Raw genomic sequence first — 19,039 nt, 5'->3', positions numbered from 1 at the left:
GCGTCGATACACAGGCATACAGCCTGCGGATCGCAGAGGGGAAGCACGGCCAAAGATGCGCCCGTCCGTTCATTCGGGCAGCCCGCAAGGCCTCTTCACTTCACCCTCAATCGACGAAAGATCACCATGTCTTCTGTGTCTGCAGCGCCCACGCGGCGCCACTTCTTCGCCACCACCGCCGTCGCGGGTGCCGCCGGTTTCGGCCTGCTTTCCAATCCGGCTTTCGCGCAAGGTTCGGGCTCTGCCGCTGCCGACGTTCCCCCCACGACGAAGCCCCGCGCGCCGACCGGCGACACGTCGATCCGCCCCTTCCGCATCCATGTGCCGGAGGCGGTTCTCGTCGACCTGCGCCGCCGCATCCAGGCCACGCGCTGGCCCGACCGGGAAACGGTCAATGACCAGACGCAGGGCGTGCGGCTCGAGAAGCTGCAGCCGCTGGTGCGCTACTGGGGCACGGGCTACGACTGGCGCAAGGTGGAGAAGCGCCTGAACGCCCTGCCGCAGTTCATCACCGAGATCGACGGGCTCGACATCCAGTTCGTGCATGTGCGCTCGCGCCATGCGGATGCGATGCCGCTGGTCATCACGCACGGCTGGCCCGGCTCGGTGATGGAGCTCCTGAAGGTCATCGGCCCGCTCACCGACCCGACAGCGCACGGCGGCCGCGCGGAAGACGCCTTCCACCTCGTGCTGCCCTCGATGCCCGGCTACGGTTTCTCGGGCAAGCCGCAAAGCACCGGCTGGGGCGCCGACCGCATCGCGACCGCGTGGGACGTGCTGATGAAGCGCCTGGGCTACACACGCTATGTGTCGCAGGGCGGGGACTGGGGTTCGGTGGTGGCCGACAAGATGGCGCGCCAGGCGCCGCAGGGGCTGCTGGGCATCCACGTGAACATGCCCGCGACCGTGCCGCCGGACGTGGCCAAGGCGCTCAACAACGGCGACCCTGCGCCGGCGGGCCTGTCGGAGAAGGAAAAGGCCGCGTTCGAATCGCTCAAGTACCTCTACACCAAGGGCGGCGGCTACGCGGCCATGATGGTGACGCGCCCGCAGACCCTGGGTTATGCGCTGGAAGATTCGCCTGCGGGCCTGGCCGCCTTCTTCTACGACAAGTTCAACGAGTGGACCTACAGCGGCGGCGATGCCGACAAGGCCTTCACCCGCGACGAGATGCTCGACGACATCACGCTCTACTGGGTGACGAAGACCGCGACCTCGGGCGCGCAGCTCTATTGGGAGAACAATGCCAACAACTTCAACGCGGTCGACATCTCGATTCCCGCGGCGGTGACGGTGTTCCCCGGCGAGATCTACCGCGCGCCCAAGAGCTGGACCGAGCGCGCGTACCGCAACCTGATCTATTTCAACGAGGTGGACAAGGGCGGCCACTTCGCGGCGTGGGAGCAGCCGGAGCTGTTCGCGGTCGAAATCCGGGCCGCATTCAGGTCGCTGCGCTAAACAGCGGCTGACCCGGCCGAGGGGTGCGAAACATAGTGTCGCGCCCCTCGCTGCCAGATACTTGCGAATACAAACCCCCTGCCCGTTCGCGGCAGGCGGGATACATTGCGGCTGCGGCGCACTTCACACCACCTACACAGCCATGACTCCCAAGACCTCCGACCACATCCTCATCGTCGACGACGACCGGGAAATCCGCGAACTGCTCACGACCTACCTGGTCAAGAACGGCCTGCGCGTGGTGGCGGTGCCCACCGGCCGGCACATGCGCGCGGCGCTGGAGGAGTCGGGGCCCTTCGACCTGATCATCCTGGACCTGATGCTGCCGGGCGAAGACGGGCTCACGCTCTGCCGCGACCTGCGCACCGGCAAGTACAAGGCCACGCCGATCCTGATGCTCACCGCGCGCAGCGAGGAGGCCGACCGCATCCTCGGCCTCGAGATGGGCGCCGACGACTACCTGGCCAAGCCTTTCTCGGCGCGCGAACTGCTCGCGCGCATCCGCTCGGTGATGCGGCGCACGCGCATGCTGCCGCCGAACATGGGCGCGGTCGAGCCCTCGCAGAAGCTGGCCTTCGGCGACTGGCATGTGGACACGGTGGCACGCCACCTGCTGGACGACAGCGGCACGATGGTGGCGCTGAGCGGCGCCGAGTACCGGCTGCTGCGCGTGTTCCTCGACCATCCGCAGAAGGTGCTGAGCCGCGACCAGTTGCTGAGCCTCACGCAGGGCCGTGAGGCGGAGCTCTTCGAGCGCTCGATCGACCTGCTGGTGAGCCGCCTGCGCCAGCGCCTGCGCGACGATGCGCGGGAGCCGCGCTACATCAAGACGGTGCGCAGCGAAGGCTATGTCTTCGCCTCGGCCGTCGAAGCGCGGGACGACTGAGCGTCCCGCCCATTCACGATCGATCGCGTTTGCGGCGACCCACGAATTCGCGGGCCGTGATGCATTGACAACTCACCGGGTTGCGCACTTCGTGGGCGAAGCCGCCCGCGAAGAAGAGAAGCGCGAACCAGAGCTTCTTCATGTCAGCCTCCGACAGCGGCAGCAGCCACCGGCGACGGCTCGGCCAGCAGTGCCTGAATCTTTTTCTCGGTGGTGCCGTAGCTGCCTTCGCCGAAGTGCGAATAGACGATCTTTCCCTGCTTGTCGATCAGGTAGACCGCGGGCCAGTACTGGTTGTTGAAGGCCTTCCAGGTGCCGTAGCTGTTGTCCTGCGCTACGGCGTGCTGGATCTGCAGGCGCTTGATCGCGTCCTGCACATTCTTGGTCGACTTCTCGTAGGCGAACTCCGGCGTGTGCACGCCCACGACGACGAGGCCCTTGTCCTTGTACTTCTCGTTCCACTCCTTGACGTACGGCAGGTGGTTGAGGCAGTTGATGCAGGTGTAGGTCCAGAAGTCGACGAGCACGACCTTGCCGCGCAACTCCTGCAGCTTCAGCGGCTCGGAGTTGAGCCATTTGTCGATGTTCTGGAATTCGGGCGCCTGCTGCGCGGCGCTCGCGGGAACGTCGCCACCGGGCGGCGGCGCGGCGAAGGTGAGAACGGCCACGGAGGCCGCGATCGCCGCAACGGCGAGAACTGCATTGGATCGGATGCTCATGATGATTTCCTGGACACGGAAGTGGGAGGGTTGGCGAAAGAACGAGCGGATTGTTCGCCGCTGCCCACCCCTCGGGCACACATTGCGTATGCCTCTGTGTCGGCTTTGAAACCGAACACACTACGTTTCACAACGCGGCGGATTCCACCCCTGCAGGAACCCCGAAAAAATTCAGACTTGGCCTACAGACACCCGATCCCCAAGGGAACATCGTCGAGCCATGACACATCCGATCGAACTCATCATCGACGAGCCGGTGCCCGGCTCGTTTGTCTGGCGGCTGTTGGAAACCGATGCGAACGGCGCGAACCCCACCGTCCTTCGCAGCGCCTTCGATCCGGCCGACAGCTACGAAGCCGCGCTGGCTTCGGGGCAGCGCGCCCTGCACAGCGAAATACGCAACATCGCCGCCGGCGCGCATTGAAGCCGGCGCATCGCCTGCATCGCACGACGCGTCCTGTACGCAACGCGCGGGATCGGCCTTGCCAGATCATCACAACGACAGGAGGAAATGAAGTGCAGCCACATCACCCCTGGCGCCACTTGGGCGTCACCCTGGGCCTTGCCCTGGTCGCCCTCAACACCCACGCGCAAAGCGACGCACAGGTGTACGAGAACGCCATCGCCAGGGCAGCGCAGATCTGCCCCGGCCATTCCACCGAGCGCACATCGCCGGGCGTGCGCGCCATCGGCGTGGGCCCGCTGCGCGTGCTGGCCCAACGCCGCTTCACCCTCTGCCCCGACCGGCGCCTCGGCACCGACACGCCGGTGGTCTGGTATGGCGAGGTCGGCGTCTTCGCGTGGAACCCCGAGGTCAAGGAGTCGGTTGCACTGCTCGCCAGCAAGGTCGATGCGATGACCCGGAAGGAAGAGTTCCCGCCCGGCACGGCGGCGTGGAAAGCCGATGGCAGCGAAGCCAAGGGCGTCACGGTGCCGATGTTCGAGCGGCGGCCGCGGCCGGTGAACTGAGGCCCTGCCTGAACTGCCGCGGCGTGACGCCGATCTGCTGGCGGAAGCGCCGGCTGAAGTAGTCGGCGTCGCTGAAGCCGCATTGCAGCGCGATGTCGCCGATGCGGATGCTGGAGGTCAGCAACAGTTCCTTTGCGCGCTCCAGCCGCCGCTCGGTGACGAGTTCGGTAAAGGTGCGGTCGGTCTGCTTCTTGAGCAGGTGCGCGAGGTAGTTGGGCGACAGCATCGCCGCGGCGGCCGCATCGTTGAGCGACATCTCTTCGCTCAGGTGCTCGCGCACGTAGCGCATCACGCGCTGCAGTGCGTCGCGCCGCGAACTGCGTCCGCTGTGGCGCGCGGCCTGTTCGAGCAACGCCGCCTCGTGCTTCTGGCAGGCCAGCGCGATGAGTTGCAGCAGGATGCCGCGGATCGCGCCCGTGGTGGCAAAGCCGCGCTCGCGATTGAGCACGGAGAGTTCGTCGAGCCAGCGCAGGATGCGCGTGAAATCCGCTTCGTCGAAAGAGAAGTCGACGTACTCCTGGAACAGGAACGGCGCGAGTTCGGGATGCTGTGCAACGGACACTTCCTCGAGGTCCAGTGGCTCGACGGCCAGTTCGGGCCAGAGAAAGCCCTGGTCGAAATTCACGATGGCGTAGCGCGCGCCCACGGGATGCGGCACCACATGCACGCGGTACGGCAGCACGAAGCTCAGGTGCCCCGCGCGGAACGGCCGCACCGCGCCGCCGATGAGTTGCTGATCGCCGCCTTCGATGCTCACCTGGATCTGGAAGTACTCGTGCCGGTGCGGACGCGCGAGCACGTCGCGCGCGCCTTCGAAGCGGATGTCGAAGTCGAGATGGTTCGCGCGCTCCTGCATGCCGTAGAGGCGGGAGCTGGACGGGGGAGCCGGCATGGCGCGATGGTAACGAGGGCGGGACTGGCTCCGAAGATGTTGCTTGCGTCCTGTTTTTGCGTAGATGCGTGCGGCGCCCTGGCGGTGTGCGATCCCAGAATGGATCACTCGCTTTTCAGAACACAACCAGAAGGAGACAGACCATGTCCAGCCCCTCATCACGCCGCGGCCTGCTGGCCGGCTCGGCCGCCATGGCCACGGGCGCCATCGCCGGCTGCGCGCTGCCCGCGGGCGCCGCGCGCACGGCATCCACGCCTTTCGACGTCGCGGCATCGACCGTGCCGATCGTCGGCAGCGAGCAGGTGTATCCGGTGCGCCGCATCTACTGCATCGGCCGCAACTACGCCGCCCACGCGCGCGAGATGGGCTCGGACCCGACGCGCGAGCCACCCTTCTTCTTCCAGAAGCCGGCCGACGCGATCCAGGTCGTGATGCCCGGCAAGGTGGCCGACCACCCCTACCCGACGCTCACCAAGAACTACCACTACGAGGTGGAGCTGGTGGTCGCGCTGGCCAAGGGCGGCAAGAACATTCCCGCGAGCAGCGCGCTCGACCATGTGTACGGCTACTCGCTGGGCCTCGACATGACGCGCCGCGACCTGCAGCGCGAGATGGGCGACCAGAAGAAGCCGTGGGAAATCGGCAAGAGCTTCGACCACTCGGCACCCATCGGGCCGATCCATCCGGTAGCCAAGGTCGGCCATTTCGCCGACGGCGCGATCTGGCTCAAGGTGAACGGCGAAACGAAGCAGAACGCCACGCTCAAGTACATGATCTGGTCGGTCGCGGAGCAGATCAGCCGCCTGTCGCAGGCCTTCGAGCTGATGCCCGGCGACATCATCTATTCGGGCACGCCCGAGAACGTGGGGCCGGTGGTGCGCGGGGACCTGATCGAGATCCACATCGACGGGTTGCCGAACCTGTCGGTGCGGATCGTCTGAACAGGCTTACTTCCGCGCCTTCTCGATCTCGGCCATCAGTTCCTTGACGGTGGCTTCGCCCACCGAGGCCGAGTACTTGTCGATGACGGGCTTGACCTTCGCGCGGAGCTTGGTCATTTCTTCGGGCGGCAGTTCGGAGACGGTCATGCCCGCCTTCTTGAGCGCATCGAGTGCGCTGTCGGCCGCGCCGCGCGAGGCCTGGCGCTGGAACGCGGTCGATTCGGTGGCGGCGTCGGTGATGATCTTCTTTTCTTCCGCGCTCATGCCGTCCCAGGTCTTCTTGCTGATCAGGAGCGCCTGCGGGTTGTAGATGTGGCGCGTCTGGGTGATGTACTTCTGCACCTCGGCGAACTTGGACGAGAGGATCGTGGTGTTCGGGTTCTCCTGCCCGTCGACCGCCTTCTGGTCGAGGGCCGGATAGAGCTCGGGGAACGGCAGCGGCGTGGCGTTGGCGCCCAGTGCGCTGAAGAGATCGATGTAGATCGGCGACTGGATGACGCGGATCTTCAGCCCCGCGATGTCGTCGGCCTTCACGATCGGCCGCTTGCTGTTGGTGAGGTTGCGAAAGCCCAGGTCCCAGTAGCCCAGGCCGTGCAGGCCCTTGTCTTCGAGCCTGGCCATCAGCTTCTGGCCGAAGGGGCCGTCGGTGACGGCATCCGCTTCCTTGCCGCTGTTGAAGAGGAACGGAAAGTCGTAGGCCGCGAACTCCTTGACCTGCGCGGAGAGGATGCCGGCATTGAGCACGGTGATCTCGACCGTGCCGCCCTGCAACGCCGACACCGTCTGCAGGTCGCCGCCGAGCGAGCCGCCCGCGAACAGCTTCACCGTGATCTTGCCGCCGGACCTCGCCGCGACGATGTCGGCGAATTTCTGCGCGCCCTGCGCCTGCGGGTGACCGGTCTGGTTCTGGAACGCGAACTTGAGGGTGCGCTCCTTGACCTGTGCGAACGCGCCGCCGGTGGCGAACACGGCGGCGGCCGCGACCGCGGCCAGCATCGCGAGCTTGCGAATCGAATCTCTCTTCATGGCTTGTCTCCTTCTTTTATGTGAGCCGGTCTAGGCTCTTTTCTTGAACAGCGCCGATGCGCCGCTGGCACGCGCAACGTCTTCGGCGGTCTGAAGAAGCGCCGGTCCCAGCGCCTCCATCCGTTGCGGCGTCAGGCGGATCAGCGGACCCGCGATGGTGACGACGCCGATCGCCGTGCCGCCGGCGTCGAGCACCGGCGCCGCCATGGCCGTCATGCCCGGCGCGAACACTTCGTTGATCATGCTGAAGCCGCGCTGGTGCGCGGCCTTCACGTAGGCCATCACGGCCTTGATGGAGGTGGGCGCCTTGGGGCCGTAGTCCTGCGGCGTGCCCAGCCCCTTTTTCGCGACGAGCACGGTGGCGGCGTCCTCGCTCATCGTCGAGAGCCATGCATGGCCGGCCGCGCTGCACGAGAGGTTGACCGACAGGCCCATGTCCGGGTCGTAACGCAGGCCGCGCGTGGCGCCTTGCGCCTTGGCCACGAAGGTCAGCTCGTCGCCATCGACCACGGCCAGCCGCACCAGTTCGCCCGAGGTCGAGGCGAGCTGGTCGAGCAAGGGCTGGGCAATGTCGACGATGCCCGAACGGCTCAGGAACGACAGGCTGATCGAGACGAGCTTGATGGTCAGCACGTAGTGCCCGTCGCGCGGGTCCTGCCGCACGTAGCCGCAGCGGATCAGCTCCGTGAGGAGGCGATGCGACGCGCTCAGCGGAATCTCCAATTCGCCAGCCAATGTCGAGAGCGCACAGCCCTTCGGATGTTCGGCCAGGTGTTCCAGCACCTTGAAGCTGCGTTCCAGTATCCCGCTCATATCGCTCTTTCGAAGTTCGTTTGACAGATGCCGGTGATCTTGCCCGGCGGAGCGTAACAGATAGAGGGAAGGGATTTCCATAGTGGAAACGCTTTCCAACCAAATCTATGATCGCGCCCAGTCCGGTTTTTCCATCTCTTCCTGAGGACCCCTTGTGAAACTTCTTCGTACGCTTGCCATCGCCAGCTTCTGCGTCGGTCTTGCCGCCCCGTCGTGGGCGCAGCAGGAGCGCGTGATCCGCTTCGGCCACCTGAACAACGCCGACCACCCCGTGAGCTTCGGCGTCAAGCGATTCGCAGAACTGCTCGCCGCCAAGAGCGCCGGCAAGATGAAGGTCCAGGAGTTCCCCGCCTCCCAACTGGGCAACGAGATGCAGCAGCAATCGGCCCTGCAAGGCGGCGTGCAGCAGATGTCGGCGCCGGCCACCACGTCGCTCGCGGGCATCGTCAAGGAGTTCGGCCTTGTCGACTTCCCCTTCTCGGTGAACTCCTTCGCGCAGGCCGATGCATTGCTCGATGGGCCGCTGGGCCAGGCCCTCATCGCCAAGCTGCCCGAGAAGGGACTCGTCGCCCTGGGCTACTGGGACCTGGGCTTTCGCAACGTCACCAACAGCAAGCGCCCCATCACCAAGCCCGAGGACCTCGAAGGCTTGAAGATCCGCGTGATTCCGAACCCGGTGTTCCTGGAGACCTTCAAGGCCTTCAAGGCCAATCCGGTGCCGATGCCTTTTGCAGAGTTGTATGGCGCGCTCGAATCGAAGGCAGTGGACGGTCAAGAGAATCCGTACGCCGTGATCCTCTCGAACAAGTTCTACGAGGTGCAGAAGTTCGTGAGCGCCACGAACCATGTCTACGCGGCCAACATCGTGCTGGTGAGCAAGAAGTTCTGGGACTCGCTCACGCCCGTCGAGCAGAAGATGATGAATGACGCGGCCAACGAGGCGCGCGGGTATCAGCGGCAAGTGAGCCGCGCCGCAGCGCAGAAGGCGGTGGGCGACCTGCAGGCCAAGGGTGCCCAGTTCAACGAACTCACGCCCGCCGAGCAAGCCCGCATGCGCACCGTTGCCAAGCCCGTCATCGACAAGTTCGCCGCGCAGTACGACCCCGCCATCGTCAAGCTCTACAACGACGAACTCGCCCGCATCCGCAAGTAAGCAAAGCCCCTCACCGAAGCTCCCCATGAAGATCCTCGTCCTCCACGGCCCCAACCTCAACCTGTTCGGCCGCCGCGAACCCCACATCTACGGCAAGACCACGCTCGCCGAAATCAACGCGCAGCTGCAGGCGCTCGCGGGCGAACTCGGCGTGACGCTCGAGACGATCCAGTCGAACCACGAAGGCGACCTGATCGACTTCCTGCACACGCACATCGACGATGCACAAGGCGCGCTGGTGAACCCCGCGGGCCTCACACAGCACGGCGTGCCGCTGCACGATGCGATCAAGGCGATGCCTTTCCCGACCATCGAGGTGCACATGTCCAACATCGCCGCGCGCGAGGCATGGCGCGCGCACTCGATCATCTCTCCGGCGGTCAAGGGCACGGTGCAGGGGCTCGGCCCGCTGTCGTACCTGGCCGCGCTGCGCGCGCTGGTCGAGATGCAGAAGCAAGCCTTGGCCGCGGCTGCGCCATGAACCGCTGGATCGACCGGTGCTGCACCGGCATCGAGGCGCTGATCGCGGCCGCGCTCGCGGTCATGGTGGTGCTCGTGTTCGGCAACGTGGTGCTGCGCTACGGCTTCAACTCCGGCATCACGATGTCGGAAGAAGTCTCGCGCTGGCTCTTCATCTGGATGACCTTCCTGGGCGCAGTGGTGGCGCTCAAGGAGCACGGCCACCTGGGCGTGGACATGGTGGTGCAGAAGCTGCCGCCCATCGGCAAGAAGATCTGCCTGGCCGTCGGCCACCTGGTGATGCTCTACATCGTGTGGCTGCTGTTCCAGGGCAGCGTCGCGCAGGCGCGCATCAACTGGGACGTGACCGCGCCGGTCACCGGCGCGTCGATGGCCATCGTGTATGCCTCGGGCGTGGTGTTCTCGGTGCTGGCAGGCTTCATCCTCGCGCTCGACCTCTTGCGCCTGCTCATGGGACGCATCGCCGAGAGCGATCTCGTGATGGTGCAGGAGTCCGAAGAGGCGGTGCAGCTGCAGCAGATCCTCGGCAGCCAGGGCGCTGACCAGGGCAGTGTTCAGGGAGCGCGCAAATGACCATCCTCGTCTTTGTCGGCTCGCTCCTCCTTGCCATGGCGATGGGCATTCCCATCGCGTTCGCGTTGCTCGCGAGCGGCGTGGCGCTCATGTGGCACCTGGACCTGTTCGACGCGCAGATCCTCGCGCAGAACGTGATCGGCGGGGCCGACAGCTTTCCGCTGCTGGCCGTTCCCTTCTTCATGCTGGCCGGCGAGATCATGAACGTGGGCGGGCTCTCGAAACGCATCGTCGACTTCGCGCTCGCGGTGGTCGGCCATGTGAAGGGGGGCCTCGGCTACGTGACCATCATGGCCGGCTGCCTGCTCTCGGCGCTCTCGGGTTCGGCCGTGGCCGATGCCGCAGCGCTCACCGCATTGCTGCTGCCGATGATGGTGAAGGCCGGCCACGACAAGCCGCGCGCCGCCGGCCTCATCGCGGCCACTGGCGTGATCGGGCCGGTGATTCCGCCCAGCATCGGCCTCGTGATCTTCGGCGTGGCGGCCAACGTGTCCATCTCCAAGCTGTTCCTCGCGGCCATCGTGCCCGGCCTCCTGATCGGTGCCGCACTGTGGCTCACCTGGGCCTGGCTCGTGCGGCGCGAAAAGATCGTGCCGCCGCCGCGCAAGTCGTCGGCCGAGATCTTCGTCACGTTCCGCAAGGCGATCTGGGCGCTGATGCTGCCGGTGATCATCCTGGTGGGCCTGCGCATGGGCGTCTTCACGCCGACCGAGGCCGCGGTGGTGGCGGCGGTGTATGCGCTCTTCGTGTCGACCGTCATCTACCGCGAGATCACCTGGCGCGACCTCTACGGCATCTTCGTGAGTGCGGCCAAGACGAGCGCGATCGTGATGTTCCTGATCGCCGCGGCGATGGTGAGCGCTTGGCTCATCACGGTGGCCGACCTGCCCTCCAAGATCGTCGGCCTGCTGGAGCCCTTCATGGGCAACCAGATCCTGCTGATGGTCGCGATCATGGTGATCGTGATGGTCGTGGGCACCGCGATGGACATGACGCCCACCATCCTGATCCTCACGCCGGTGCTCATGCCGGTGGTGAAGGCGGCGGGCATCGATCCGGTGTATTTCGGCGTGCTGTTCATCATCAACAACTCGATCGGACTGGTGACGCCGCCGGTGGGGACTGTGTTGAACGTGGTGGCGGGCGTCGGGAAGATATCGATGGACGATGTCACGCGCGGCGTCGTGCCTTTCATGATCGCGGAGTTCGCCATCCTGTTCGTGATGGTGGCGTTTCCGCAGTTGGTGATCGCGCCGGCGCGGTGGTTCGGAGGCTGAGATGCCATTCGCTTCTTTCTCCGCCATGCGGCCCGCATGGCTGGCCGCCCTCGCGCTGCTGGTGCAGCTGCCCGCCTTCGCGCAGGACCCCGAGCGCGAGGTGTTGCCCGAGCAGCGCCAGGCGCTGGCCTTCGTCTCGCCCACCGGCCTCACGCCGCTCAACGGGAAGATGCTCTTCAGCGCCTTCCACATCGCATCGGGTCAGGAGCTGTGGATCACGGACGGCAGCAGCACCGGCACGCGCATGCTGAAGGACATCCGTCCCGGCTTCCGCGGCTCCTTCCCGGCCGGTCAGACGCTGTTCAAGGGCCACGTCTACACGACGGCCACCGACGGCACGAGCGGCCTCGAACTCTGGCGCACCGACGGCACGGCCGCGGGCACCACGCAGGTGATCGACCTGCGGCCCGGCGAGGAAGGCGCGATGCCGGGCGAGCTGACCGTGTTCCGCGACGCGTTGTACTTCGTGGCCGACGATGGCCGCACGGGGTTCCAGTTGTGGAAGACCTCGGGCACGGCGGAGACGACATCGCGCGTGTCTTCGATCGACCCGGGGCCGCGCGCTGTGACGCGGCAACTCACCGTCGCGGGCAAGCGCCTCTTTTTCACCGCGACCACGCGCGAGCACGGTCACGAACTCTGGGTCACCGAAGGAACGCCGGAGACCACGCGCCTGGTGAAGGACGTTCGCCCGGGCCTCGAAGATGCAGGCATCCAGGCGCTGACCGCCGTCGGCGACGACATCTACTTCACCGCGCACGATGGCGAGCACGGCATCGAGCTGTGGAAGAGCGACGGCACCGAACGCGGTACGCGCATGGTGAAGGACCTGCGGCCGGGAACGGCGCCCTCGCGGCCGTCGCACCTGGTCGCGGTCGGACGCACGCTGTACTTCGCGGCCGACGACGGCGCGCACGGCACCGAGCTCTGGAAGAGCGACGGCACCGAAGGTGGCACGACGCTGGTCAAGGACATTCGTCCAGGAACGGGCGGGTCGATCTCGAGCCCGCTCGCGGCGATGGGCGGCCGCGTCTACTTTGCAGCGACCGACGGGGCGTCCGGCGCGGAGCTGTGGCGCAGCGACGGTACCGCCAAGGGCACCGTGCTGGTCAAGGACATCGCACCGGGCGCCGAGAGCGGATCGCCGGCGCGCTTCTCGGTGATCGGTTCGCAGCTGTGGTTCTCCGCGAACGGCGGTGGCGCGACGGGCGTCGAGCCATGGAGCAGCGACGGCACCACGGCCGGCACGCGCGCGATTGCCGACGTGGCCGGCGGTGCGCGCAACGCGCTGCCCCTGGGCTTTCGCGCGCTGGGCGATGCAGTGCTCTTCGCCGCCGACGACGGCCACGGCAACGAGCGGCTCTGGACGCGCCGGAAAGACCGCCGCGTGGCGCTGATCGGCGATCCGCTCAAGGAGCGTCTGCGCTGAAGGCCTGCGTGTCCGCGTAGTCTCGCAGCGCCTTTGTCATCGCTGCGGCAAGGGCAGGATGCGTGGGGTTGTGCCCCGCGCCCTGCGCCCATTGCAGAGCGGCCCGGCCCTGCAGGACGTTCGCGAGCGCCTGCGCGCCTTGCGGCGGGCACAGTGCGTCGTGCGTGCCGTGCACGATGAGCGTGGGAACCTCAGGCAGCGCGGCGCATCGCTCCAACAACGTGGGCGCATCGAGCCAGCATCCGTGGCGCAGGTAGTGGCTCTGCACGCGGTAGCGCAACACCAGCCGCTGCAATGCGGCGCCATCGCCCGGCGGTGCGGCGCTCCCACCCGACATGCGCTGCTCCCAGTCGGACCAGCAGAGCGCGGCATGCCGCTGCACCTCCCACGTTCCATGCGCGAAGATGTCCGCGAGCACCGTTGTGATCGAGCATTGCCCTCGCCGTGCTTCGTCCCACAGCACGCGCCATTCGGGGCCGCCGTGCCGCTCAGCTTCGGCGAAGAAATCGTGGATGTCCGAAGCGCGGGCCAGGAACACGTTGCGCAGCAGGAGGCCCGCCACGGCCGAAGGCTGGTCGAGCGTGTGCATGAGCGCCAGCGTGGCGCCCCATGATCCGCCGACCACCAGCCACCGGTCGACCTTCAGATGCGCGCGAAGCAGCCGCAGGTCATCGAGCAGGTCGGCGAGCGTGTTGTGCGCGATCGACCCTGCGGGTGTGCTGCGGCCAGCGCCGCGTTGATCGGGACAGATGATGCGGTAGCGCGTGGGGTCGAAGCCGCTGCGCAGCAGCGGCGAACTCCCCGAGCCGGGCCCGCCGTGAAGCACCAGCGCAGGCAACCCGCGCGGATTGCCGTGCTCCTCGACATGCATGACATGGCCACCGCTCAACGGCAGGCGATGGACGATCGTCATGCGCGAACCAGCTCAACCTCGCGCATTGGCGTCCGTGCGGAAGACGAGTTCGCCCGCGCGCCGTGCGCCCGGAACGAAGCGGATCGGCGCACTGACCTCTCGCGGGTCCACCGCCGCGGCGACCATCGCCTCGACCTCGGCATGTTGCGGACTCTTCGGGCAGACCGGGTCCGTGGCGGCCGCATCGCCGGTGAGCAGGAACGCCTGGCAGCGGCAGCCGCCGTGGTCCTTCTCCTTGTCTTCGCAGCTCTGGCAGGTGCTGCTCATCCAGCCGGTGCCGCGGTAGGCGCCGAACGCCGGGCTCTCTTGCCAGATCTCGCGGATGGAGTGATCGCGCACGCTCGGAAAGTCGAGCCCCGGCAGCATGCGCGCGCTGTGGCACGGCAAGGCCACGCCATCAGGGGCGACCACGAGGAACACGCTGGCCCAACCGGCCATGCAGGGCTTGGGCTTGCCCTCGGCGTAGTCGGGGACGACCCAGAGGATCTTCATGCGGCCATCGAGGCGCGGCCGGTGTTCGTCGACCACGGCTTCGGCGGTGGCCAGCGCCGCGCGCGTGGGCATCAGCATCTCGCGGTTGCGCCATGCCCAGCCGTAGTACTGCACGTTGGCGAGTTCGAGAAAATCCGCCTCCATCGACTCGGCCATCTCGATGATGCGGCCTACGTGCGGCAGGTTGTAGCGGTGCATCACGCAGTTCAGCACCATCGGGTAGCCGAGGTCCTTGATCGTGCGGGCCACCCGCTGCTTGAGGTCGAAGGTCTTGGTCGAGCTGAGGAAGTCGTTGAGTTCGCGGCTCGAGTCCTGGAACGAGAGCTGGATGTGATCGAGCCCCGCTTTCTTCAGCGCCCCGGCGCGCTGCGGCGTGAGGCCCACGCCCGAGGTGATGAGGTTGGTATAGAAGCCCAGCTCGTGCGCCGCCGCGACGAGCTCCGTGAGGTCGTCGCGCACCAGCGGCTCGCCGCCCGAGAAGCCCAGCTGCACCGCACCCATCGCACGTGCTTCGCGGAACACGCGGATCCACTCGTCCGTGCCGAGCTCGTTGCTGTATTGCGTGTAGTCCACCGGGTTCGAACAGAACGCGCAATGCAGCGGGCAGCGGTAGGTCAGCTCCGCGAGCAGCCACAGCGGCGGCTTCGCGGCAACACTGCCGTGCTGGGTAAGGGTGTCACCGGATCCAGTGGCGTCCATGGGCCTGCTCCAGGAACTCGATCACGTCGGCGCGCAGGTCGGCTTCGCCGAAGGTGGTCTCCAGGTCGGTGACGAGCGCGGCGACGGAGGTCTTGCCATCGCAACGCTTGAGGATCTCCGCCGCCGGCCCGTTCAGCTTGATCATGCCTTCGGGGAACAGCAGCACATGGCATTGCTGCGCGTCTTCCCATTGCAGCCGGTACATCGTGGCCAGCGACGGTTGCGCGCTGTCGGTCCATGGCGTGGTCATGGCTGCTGCTCTTTCGCAAGATCGTCGGGATAGGCCCGCTCGATGGCATCGAGCATGGCCCAGAGGATGTCGAGCTTGAAGCCCAGGATCTGCAACGCGCGCTCCTGCCGCTCGCGCGTGGTGCACCACTGCATCGCAACCTCCAGGCCGTGCTCGACGTCGCGGTCGGCCAGCGGGATGCGGGTGCGGAAGTAATCGAGGCCCGAGGTGTCGATCCACGGGTAGTGCGTGGGCCAGCCCGCGAGCCGGTCCTTGTGGATGCGTGGCGCGAACATCTCGGTGAGCGAGGAGATCACCGCCTCCTGCCACGGTGCGGTGCGTGCGAAGTTGACGTACGCATCGACAGCGAAGCGCACGCCGGGCAACACCAGCGCATGAGATTCCAATGTGTCGCGCTGCAGGCCGGTGGCGACGCCCAGGCGCGTCCAGATCTCGATGCCGCCGGCGTTGGCGCCTTCGTGGCCGTCATGCCCATCGTGGTCGAGCATGCGCACCACCCAGCGCCGGCGCGTCGCACGGTCGTCGCAGTTGGAGAGGATGGCCGCATCCTTCACCGGGATGCGGCACTGGTAATAGAAGCGGTTCGCCACCCAGCCGCGCACCTGGAACGGTTGCAACTCGCCCGCATTGAGCCGGCGGTTGAAGGGGTGATGGCTGTGGTAGCGCGACTCCATGGCGCGCAGGTTCGATTCGAAGACCTGCGGGGACCACGCGTCCTGGTGCTGTTGCTGCTGCGTCACTTGTTCAGATCTCCAGTTCCATGCCGTCGAAGGCGACCTCGATGCCGCGGCGCACGAGCTCCGCGCGTTCCGCGCCGTCTTCGTCGAGGATGGGATTGCTGTTGTTGATGTGGATGAGCACCTTGCGCCTTGCAGCGCAGGCGTCGAGCGCTTTCAGCATGCCGGGGCCGTGCGGTCCGTCGCATTGCGGCAGGTGGCCCATGTCGGCGGCGCGCTTGGTGCCCAGGCCCGCGGTGAGCATCTCGTCTTCGGTCCAGAAGGTGCCGTCGACCAGCACGCAATCGCAGGCATCGAGGCTCTTGCGCTCGGCATCGCCGACCTGTGCGAGGCCCGGTGCGTAGAGCACGCGCTTGCCGGTGGCCGGGTCTTCGATGAGCACGGCGGCGTTGTCGCTGCGCGCTTCGGTCTGGCGGCGCGGCGAATACGGCGGCGCCTTGCCGGGAACGGGCACCGCTTGCAGGTGAAGGCCGGCGATTTCGTGCCACGCGCCACCGCCGGGCTCGAGCGGCATCGGGTGCCAGGTCACGCCGCAGTATTTGTCGAGCGCATTCAAGAGCGGCAGGCTGCCGGTGAGGTCTTCGTACGACTCGGGCGTGCAATAGAGCTGCAGCCGCGGTCCTTCGCGCAAGCTGAGAAGGCCTGCAACGTGATCGATCTGCGAGTCCATCAGCACCACCGCCTGGATCGGCGAGTGGCGCACGCCGTGGCGTGGCTGCAGTGCTTTCGATGCGCGCAGCTGCGCGCCGATGTCGGGCGAGGCATTGAGCAGGACCCAGTCGTCGCCATTGGCGGACACGGCGATGGAGCTTTGCGTGCGAGGGCTTGCCCGCACCTGTCCGGTTCGCTGGCCGGCACAGAGGCGGCAGTTGCAATTCCATTGCGGGAAACCGCCGCCCGCCCCCGAACCTAGAACCAATATCTTCATATGCCCAAGAAAAAACGGCACCGGTGGAAGCCGGTGCCGTTGTGGTCCGCTCTCAGCGAGCAGAGATGTACATCGTGATCTCGAAGCCGAAACGCAGCTCTTCGAACTCAGGCTTGCACCATTTCATCGCATTGCTCCTTCAGTGGTTGGGGTTGAGGGACGGTATCAATATACGACGATCTTGCCCGTAGGACGCGGGCTATGACAGTCGTTGTAGAAGTACTCGCCGGGCGTGTCGAAGGTGTGGTTCGCCGATTGGCCCGGTGCCAGGCGGAAGTTGAACCTTCCTTCGAAGAACTGCGTCGCGCAGTGCGTGTTGGCATTCGCTGCCGGATTGGTGAAGGTCACCGTGGTGTTGGCCGGCACGCGCATGAAGGTCGGCGTCATGGCATTCACTGCCGTCGACTCGGTGGCTCCGGGCGCGTTCGCGGGGGTCTGCACACGCGCCAGGAACACGGTGTTGGGCGTCGGCAGCGCCGCGCCCTCCACCGCCGATCCGGACACCGGCCGGCGCACGACAGGCGGTGTCGGCGTTGCGGGCGGCTGCACCGTGCCACCGACCTTGAATGCCCACAGGCGGTCGCCGCGCGGCGCCGAGTCGCCGTACGGGATGCTCGTGCCGCCCGAATACACCGCGACGTACTGCTCGCCGTCGATCTCGTAGGCGATCGGGCTCGCGCTGATGGCCGCGCCCGTCTGGAAGCGCCACAGCTCGCTGCCGTCGTTGGCGTCCATTGCGAGCAGGTTGCCGTCGGGCTGGCCGATGAAGAGCAGGTTCGACGCGGTGGCCAGGATGCCGTTGCCGTGCGCGAGCGAGTACGGCATCTGCTTCTTCCACTTCACGAGGTTGGTGCTCGGATCGACCGCCACCACCGCGCCCGTCATGTAGGTGCCCGGCGGGCGCAGGCCGTTGCTCGACTCGGTGAGCGAGTGCGCGGCCGACACGTAGCCCATGCCCGTGTAGACGAGGCCGGTGCGCTGGCTGAAGGCCTGATGGTTCCAGTTCGCGCCGCCGCCGTGTCCGGGGATGGAGAGGATCGGCACGTCCCAGTGCGCGTCGTACAGGCAGCCCTTCACGTAGTTGGGCACGGCGCGGTTGGGGTCGCCGGGGATGGCGGTGCCCAGCGGCTGGTCGACGATGCAGGTCTCGGTCCATGCGCCCTGGCGCGGCAGCGGCTGCGTGGGCCAGCTGGCCTGGCGGGCATCCTGCTTCACGGGTACTTCGTCGATGCCCAGCGGCGCGCTGCCGTCCTTGCGATCGAGGATGTAGTACATGCCCGTCTTGCTGCCGTAGATGACGACCTTGCGGTCCTTGCCGTCGATCTTCACGTCGGCGAGCACGGGCGACATCACGTTGTCCATGTCCCAGATGTCGTGGTGCACCGACTGGAAGTGCCACTTGTATTCGCCGGTCTTCAGGTCGAGCGCGACCAACGAGTTGGCGAACAGGTTCAAGCCCGGGCGCGCGGAACCGTTCTGCGAGGAACCGCCGCGCACGTTGCCGAAGGTCCAGTAGATGAGGCCGAGCTCGGGGTCCACCGCGGGGTGGATCCACGGCGTGGCGCCCGCGCGGTCCGATTCGGCCGCGCCGCCCCAGGTGTCGTAGCCGATCTCGCCGGCGCGTGGCACGCCCCAGAACGAAGTCAGCACCTTGCCGGTGAGTGCATCGGCCGAGAACGCGGCGCCGCGGTTGCCGTCGTTGGTGCCGAGGAAGAGGCGCTTGTCGTGATAGACCAGCGCCACCTTCTGCAGCGCGCCCTGATAGTCGGGGTCGGTGGCGCTGCTGGGGTACTGCTTGATCCAGGCGATGGCGCCGGTGTCGGTGCGCAGCGCGACGAGGCGGTTGCCGGTGGCGACGGTGAACACAAGGCCCAGGTCCTTCGCGACCGCCACGCCGCGGCGCGTGATCGAACCGTAGGGCGTGGTCCACTTCCACTTGGTGAGGCCGGTCTTGCCGTCCACCGCGATCACGTTGCCGACTGCTGACTCGATGTAGATGGTGCCGTCGACCACCACCGTGGTGCTCTGGTTGTTGCCGGTGGCCATGCCGCCTTCGATCTGGTTGACCCAGGCGCCGCCGAGCTTGGCGACCTGGGCCTTGTCGATCTTCGCGAGGCTGGAGTAGTTCTGGTTGCCCAGGTTGCCGCCCACCTTCGGGAAATCCTTGTCGCCCGCTGTGCAGCAGTCCGACAGGTTCGCCGAGGGCGTTGCGGGTGCGGGCGGCGGTGGTGGCGGTGTGCCGGGCCCCGGGGGCGGCGGCGCGGGCGGTGCCGGCACCACCGGGAACGAAGGCGAGCCTCCGCCCGATGAGCCGCCGCACGCGGTGATCAGCAACGGCGATGCGAGCACGCCGCAGGAAATAAGCAGCGTGACCAATGATTTTTTCTTCATGGATGTCTCTACT

General features: G+C 66.7%; 21 protein-coding genes. 10 read left to right on the top strand and 11 right to left on the bottom strand.

Annotation, left to right across the window (positions count from 1 at the left end):
- The first annotated feature begins 126 nt into the window (after window positions 1-126).
- Window positions 127-1,458: an epoxide hydrolase gene (locus GNX71_RS03555; RefSeq protein WP_206177044.1), complete on the top strand. Its 1,332-nt coding sequence runs from the start codon at window positions 127-129 to the stop codon at window positions 1,456-1,458.
- Between the two features lie 142 nt (window positions 1,459-1,600).
- Window positions 1,601-2,344, top strand: a complete 744-nt coding sequence (locus GNX71_RS03550; RefSeq protein WP_013539189.1) for a response regulator — start codon at window positions 1,601-1,603, stop codon at window positions 2,342-2,344.
- A gap of 13 nt (window positions 2,345-2,357) precedes the next feature.
- On the opposite strand, the gene GNX71_RS33665 is transcribed toward GNX71_RS03550, so the two are convergent.
- Window positions 2,358-2,486 (bottom strand): hypothetical protein, encoded by a 129-nt coding sequence (locus GNX71_RS33665; RefSeq protein ID WP_277401883.1) that lies wholly within the window; start codon window positions 2,484-2,486, stop codon window positions 2,358-2,360.
- A 1-nt stretch (window position 2,487) separates the two neighbouring features.
- Window positions 2,488-3,063, bottom strand: coding sequence for a thioredoxin family protein (locus GNX71_RS03545; protein WP_206177043.1), 576 nt, complete (start codon window positions 3,061-3,063; stop codon window positions 2,488-2,490).
- A gap of 220 nt (window positions 3,064-3,283) precedes the next feature.
- On the opposite strand from GNX71_RS03545, the gene GNX71_RS03540 reads away from it, so the two are divergent.
- Both GNX71_RS03540 and GNX71_RS03535 read left to right on the top strand, forming a co-directional pair.
- Window positions 3,284-3,487, top strand: coding sequence for a hypothetical protein (locus GNX71_RS03540; protein ID WP_198786422.1), 204 nt, complete (start codon window positions 3,284-3,286; stop codon window positions 3,485-3,487).
- A 92-nt stretch (window positions 3,488-3,579) separates the two neighbouring features.
- Window positions 3,580-4,032 (top strand): hypothetical protein, encoded by a 453-nt coding sequence (locus GNX71_RS03535; protein ID WP_206177042.1) that lies wholly within the window; start codon window positions 3,580-3,582, stop codon window positions 4,030-4,032.
- Here GNX71_RS03535 and GNX71_RS03530 read toward each other — a convergent pair.
- Complete coding sequence (locus GNX71_RS03530; protein WP_241027151.1) at window positions 3,989-4,924, bottom strand: AraC family transcriptional regulator; 936 nt, start codon at window positions 4,922-4,924, stop codon at window positions 3,989-3,991. The genes GNX71_RS03535 and GNX71_RS03530 overlap by 44 nt on opposite strands.
- Before the next feature lie 143 nt (window positions 4,925-5,067).
- Between GNX71_RS03530 and GNX71_RS03525 the strand changes: the two genes are divergently transcribed.
- Window positions 5,068-5,865 carry a fumarylacetoacetate hydrolase family protein gene (locus GNX71_RS03525; RefSeq protein ID WP_206177041.1) on the top strand — a complete coding sequence of 266 codons (798 nt, stop codon included), beginning with the start codon at window positions 5,068-5,070 and terminating at the stop codon, window positions 5,863-5,865.
- Window positions 5,866-5,871: 6 nt separating this feature from the next.
- Here GNX71_RS03525 and GNX71_RS03520 read toward each other — a convergent pair whose 3' ends face one another.
- Window positions 5,872-6,861, bottom strand: coding sequence for a TRAP transporter substrate-binding protein (locus GNX71_RS03520; protein WP_206179330.1), 990 nt, complete (start codon window positions 6,859-6,861; stop codon window positions 5,872-5,874).
- A gap of 60 nt (window positions 6,862-6,921) precedes the next feature.
- Window positions 6,922-7,704 carry an IclR family transcriptional regulator gene (locus GNX71_RS03515; protein ID WP_206177040.1) on the bottom strand — a complete coding sequence of 261 codons (783 nt, stop codon included), beginning with the start codon at window positions 7,702-7,704 and terminating at the stop codon, window positions 6,922-6,924.
- A gap of 154 nt (window positions 7,705-7,858) precedes the next feature.
- Between GNX71_RS03515 and GNX71_RS03510 the strand changes: the two genes are divergently transcribed.
- Genes GNX71_RS03510 through GNX71_RS03490 form a run of 5 tightly spaced genes read left to right on the top strand, consistent with a single transcriptional unit; the run spans window position 7,859 to window position 12,616 of the window.
- Complete coding sequence (locus tag GNX71_RS03510) at window positions 7,859-8,857, top strand: TRAP transporter substrate-binding protein (protein ID WP_206177039.1); 999 nt, start codon at window positions 7,859-7,861, stop codon at window positions 8,855-8,857.
- A gap of 25 nt (window positions 8,858-8,882) precedes the next feature.
- Window positions 8,883-9,338: a type II 3-dehydroquinate dehydratase gene (locus GNX71_RS03505; protein ID WP_206177038.1), complete on the top strand. Its 456-nt coding sequence runs from the start codon at window positions 8,883-8,885 to the stop codon at window positions 9,336-9,338.
- On the top strand, window positions 9,335-9,910 hold the full coding sequence (locus GNX71_RS03500; protein WP_206177037.1) for a TRAP transporter small permease: 576 nt from the start codon (window positions 9,335-9,337) through the stop codon (window positions 9,908-9,910). Before GNX71_RS03505 ends, GNX71_RS03500 begins: the two co-directional genes overlap by 4 nt.
- Complete coding sequence (locus GNX71_RS03495; RefSeq protein ID WP_206177036.1) at window positions 9,907-11,187, top strand: TRAP transporter large permease subunit; 1,281 nt, start codon at window positions 9,907-9,909, stop codon at window positions 11,185-11,187. Before GNX71_RS03500 ends, GNX71_RS03495 begins: the two co-directional genes overlap by 4 nt.
- A gap of 1 nt (window position 11,188) precedes the next feature.
- Window positions 11,189-12,616, top strand: a complete 1,428-nt coding sequence (locus GNX71_RS03490) for an ELWxxDGT repeat protein (RefSeq protein ID WP_206177035.1) — start codon at window positions 11,189-11,191, stop codon at window positions 12,614-12,616.
- Here GNX71_RS03490 and GNX71_RS03485 read toward each other — a convergent pair.
- The 6 genes from GNX71_RS03485 to GNX71_RS03455 form a co-directional block, all read right to left on the bottom strand.
- A complete protein-coding gene (locus tag GNX71_RS03485) occupies window positions 12,597-13,529 on the bottom strand; it encodes an alpha/beta fold hydrolase (protein WP_206177034.1) in 933 nt (310 codons plus the stop codon). The two genes, GNX71_RS03490 and GNX71_RS03485, sit on opposite strands and share 20 nt — an antisense overlap.
- 12 nt (window positions 13,530-13,541) lie before the next feature.
- Complete coding sequence (pqqE, locus tag GNX71_RS03480; RefSeq protein ID WP_206177033.1) at window positions 13,542-14,720, bottom strand: pyrroloquinoline quinone biosynthesis protein PqqE; 1,179 nt, start codon at window positions 14,718-14,720, stop codon at window positions 13,542-13,544.
- Window positions 14,698-14,970 carry a pyrroloquinoline quinone biosynthesis peptide chaperone PqqD gene (gene pqqD / locus GNX71_RS03475; protein WP_206177032.1) on the bottom strand — a complete coding sequence of 91 codons (273 nt, stop codon included), beginning with the start codon at window positions 14,968-14,970 and terminating at the stop codon, window positions 14,698-14,700. The genes pqqE and pqqD overlap by 23 nt, the downstream gene beginning before the upstream one ends.
- The gene (gene pqqC / locus GNX71_RS03470; RefSeq protein WP_206177031.1) at window positions 14,967-15,710 is read right to left on the bottom strand and encodes a pyrroloquinoline-quinone synthase PqqC; all 744 of its coding nucleotides are present in this window, start codon (window positions 15,708-15,710) and stop codon (window positions 14,967-14,969) included. The genes pqqD and pqqC overlap by 4 nt, the downstream gene beginning before the upstream one ends.
- A gap of 4 nt (window positions 15,711-15,714) precedes the next feature.
- Window positions 15,715-16,635 (bottom strand): pyrroloquinoline quinone biosynthesis protein PqqB, encoded by a 921-nt coding sequence (gene pqqB / locus GNX71_RS03465; RefSeq protein ID WP_206177030.1) that lies wholly within the window; start codon window positions 16,633-16,635, stop codon window positions 15,715-15,717.
- Between the two features lie 165 nt (window positions 16,636-16,800).
- Entirely contained in the window at window positions 16,801-19,026 is a 2,226-nt protein-coding gene (locus tag GNX71_RS03455; protein ID WP_206177029.1) for a PQQ-binding-like beta-propeller repeat protein, read from the bottom strand.
- Window positions 19,027-19,039: the final 13 nt, after the last annotated feature.

Origin of the sequence: Variovorax sp. RKNM96, assembly GCF_017161115.1 — a bacterium.
GTDB lineage: Bacteria > Pseudomonadota > Gammaproteobacteria > Burkholderiales > Burkholderiaceae_C > Variovorax.
This window is presented reverse-complemented; position numbering and strand designations above follow the sequence as displayed.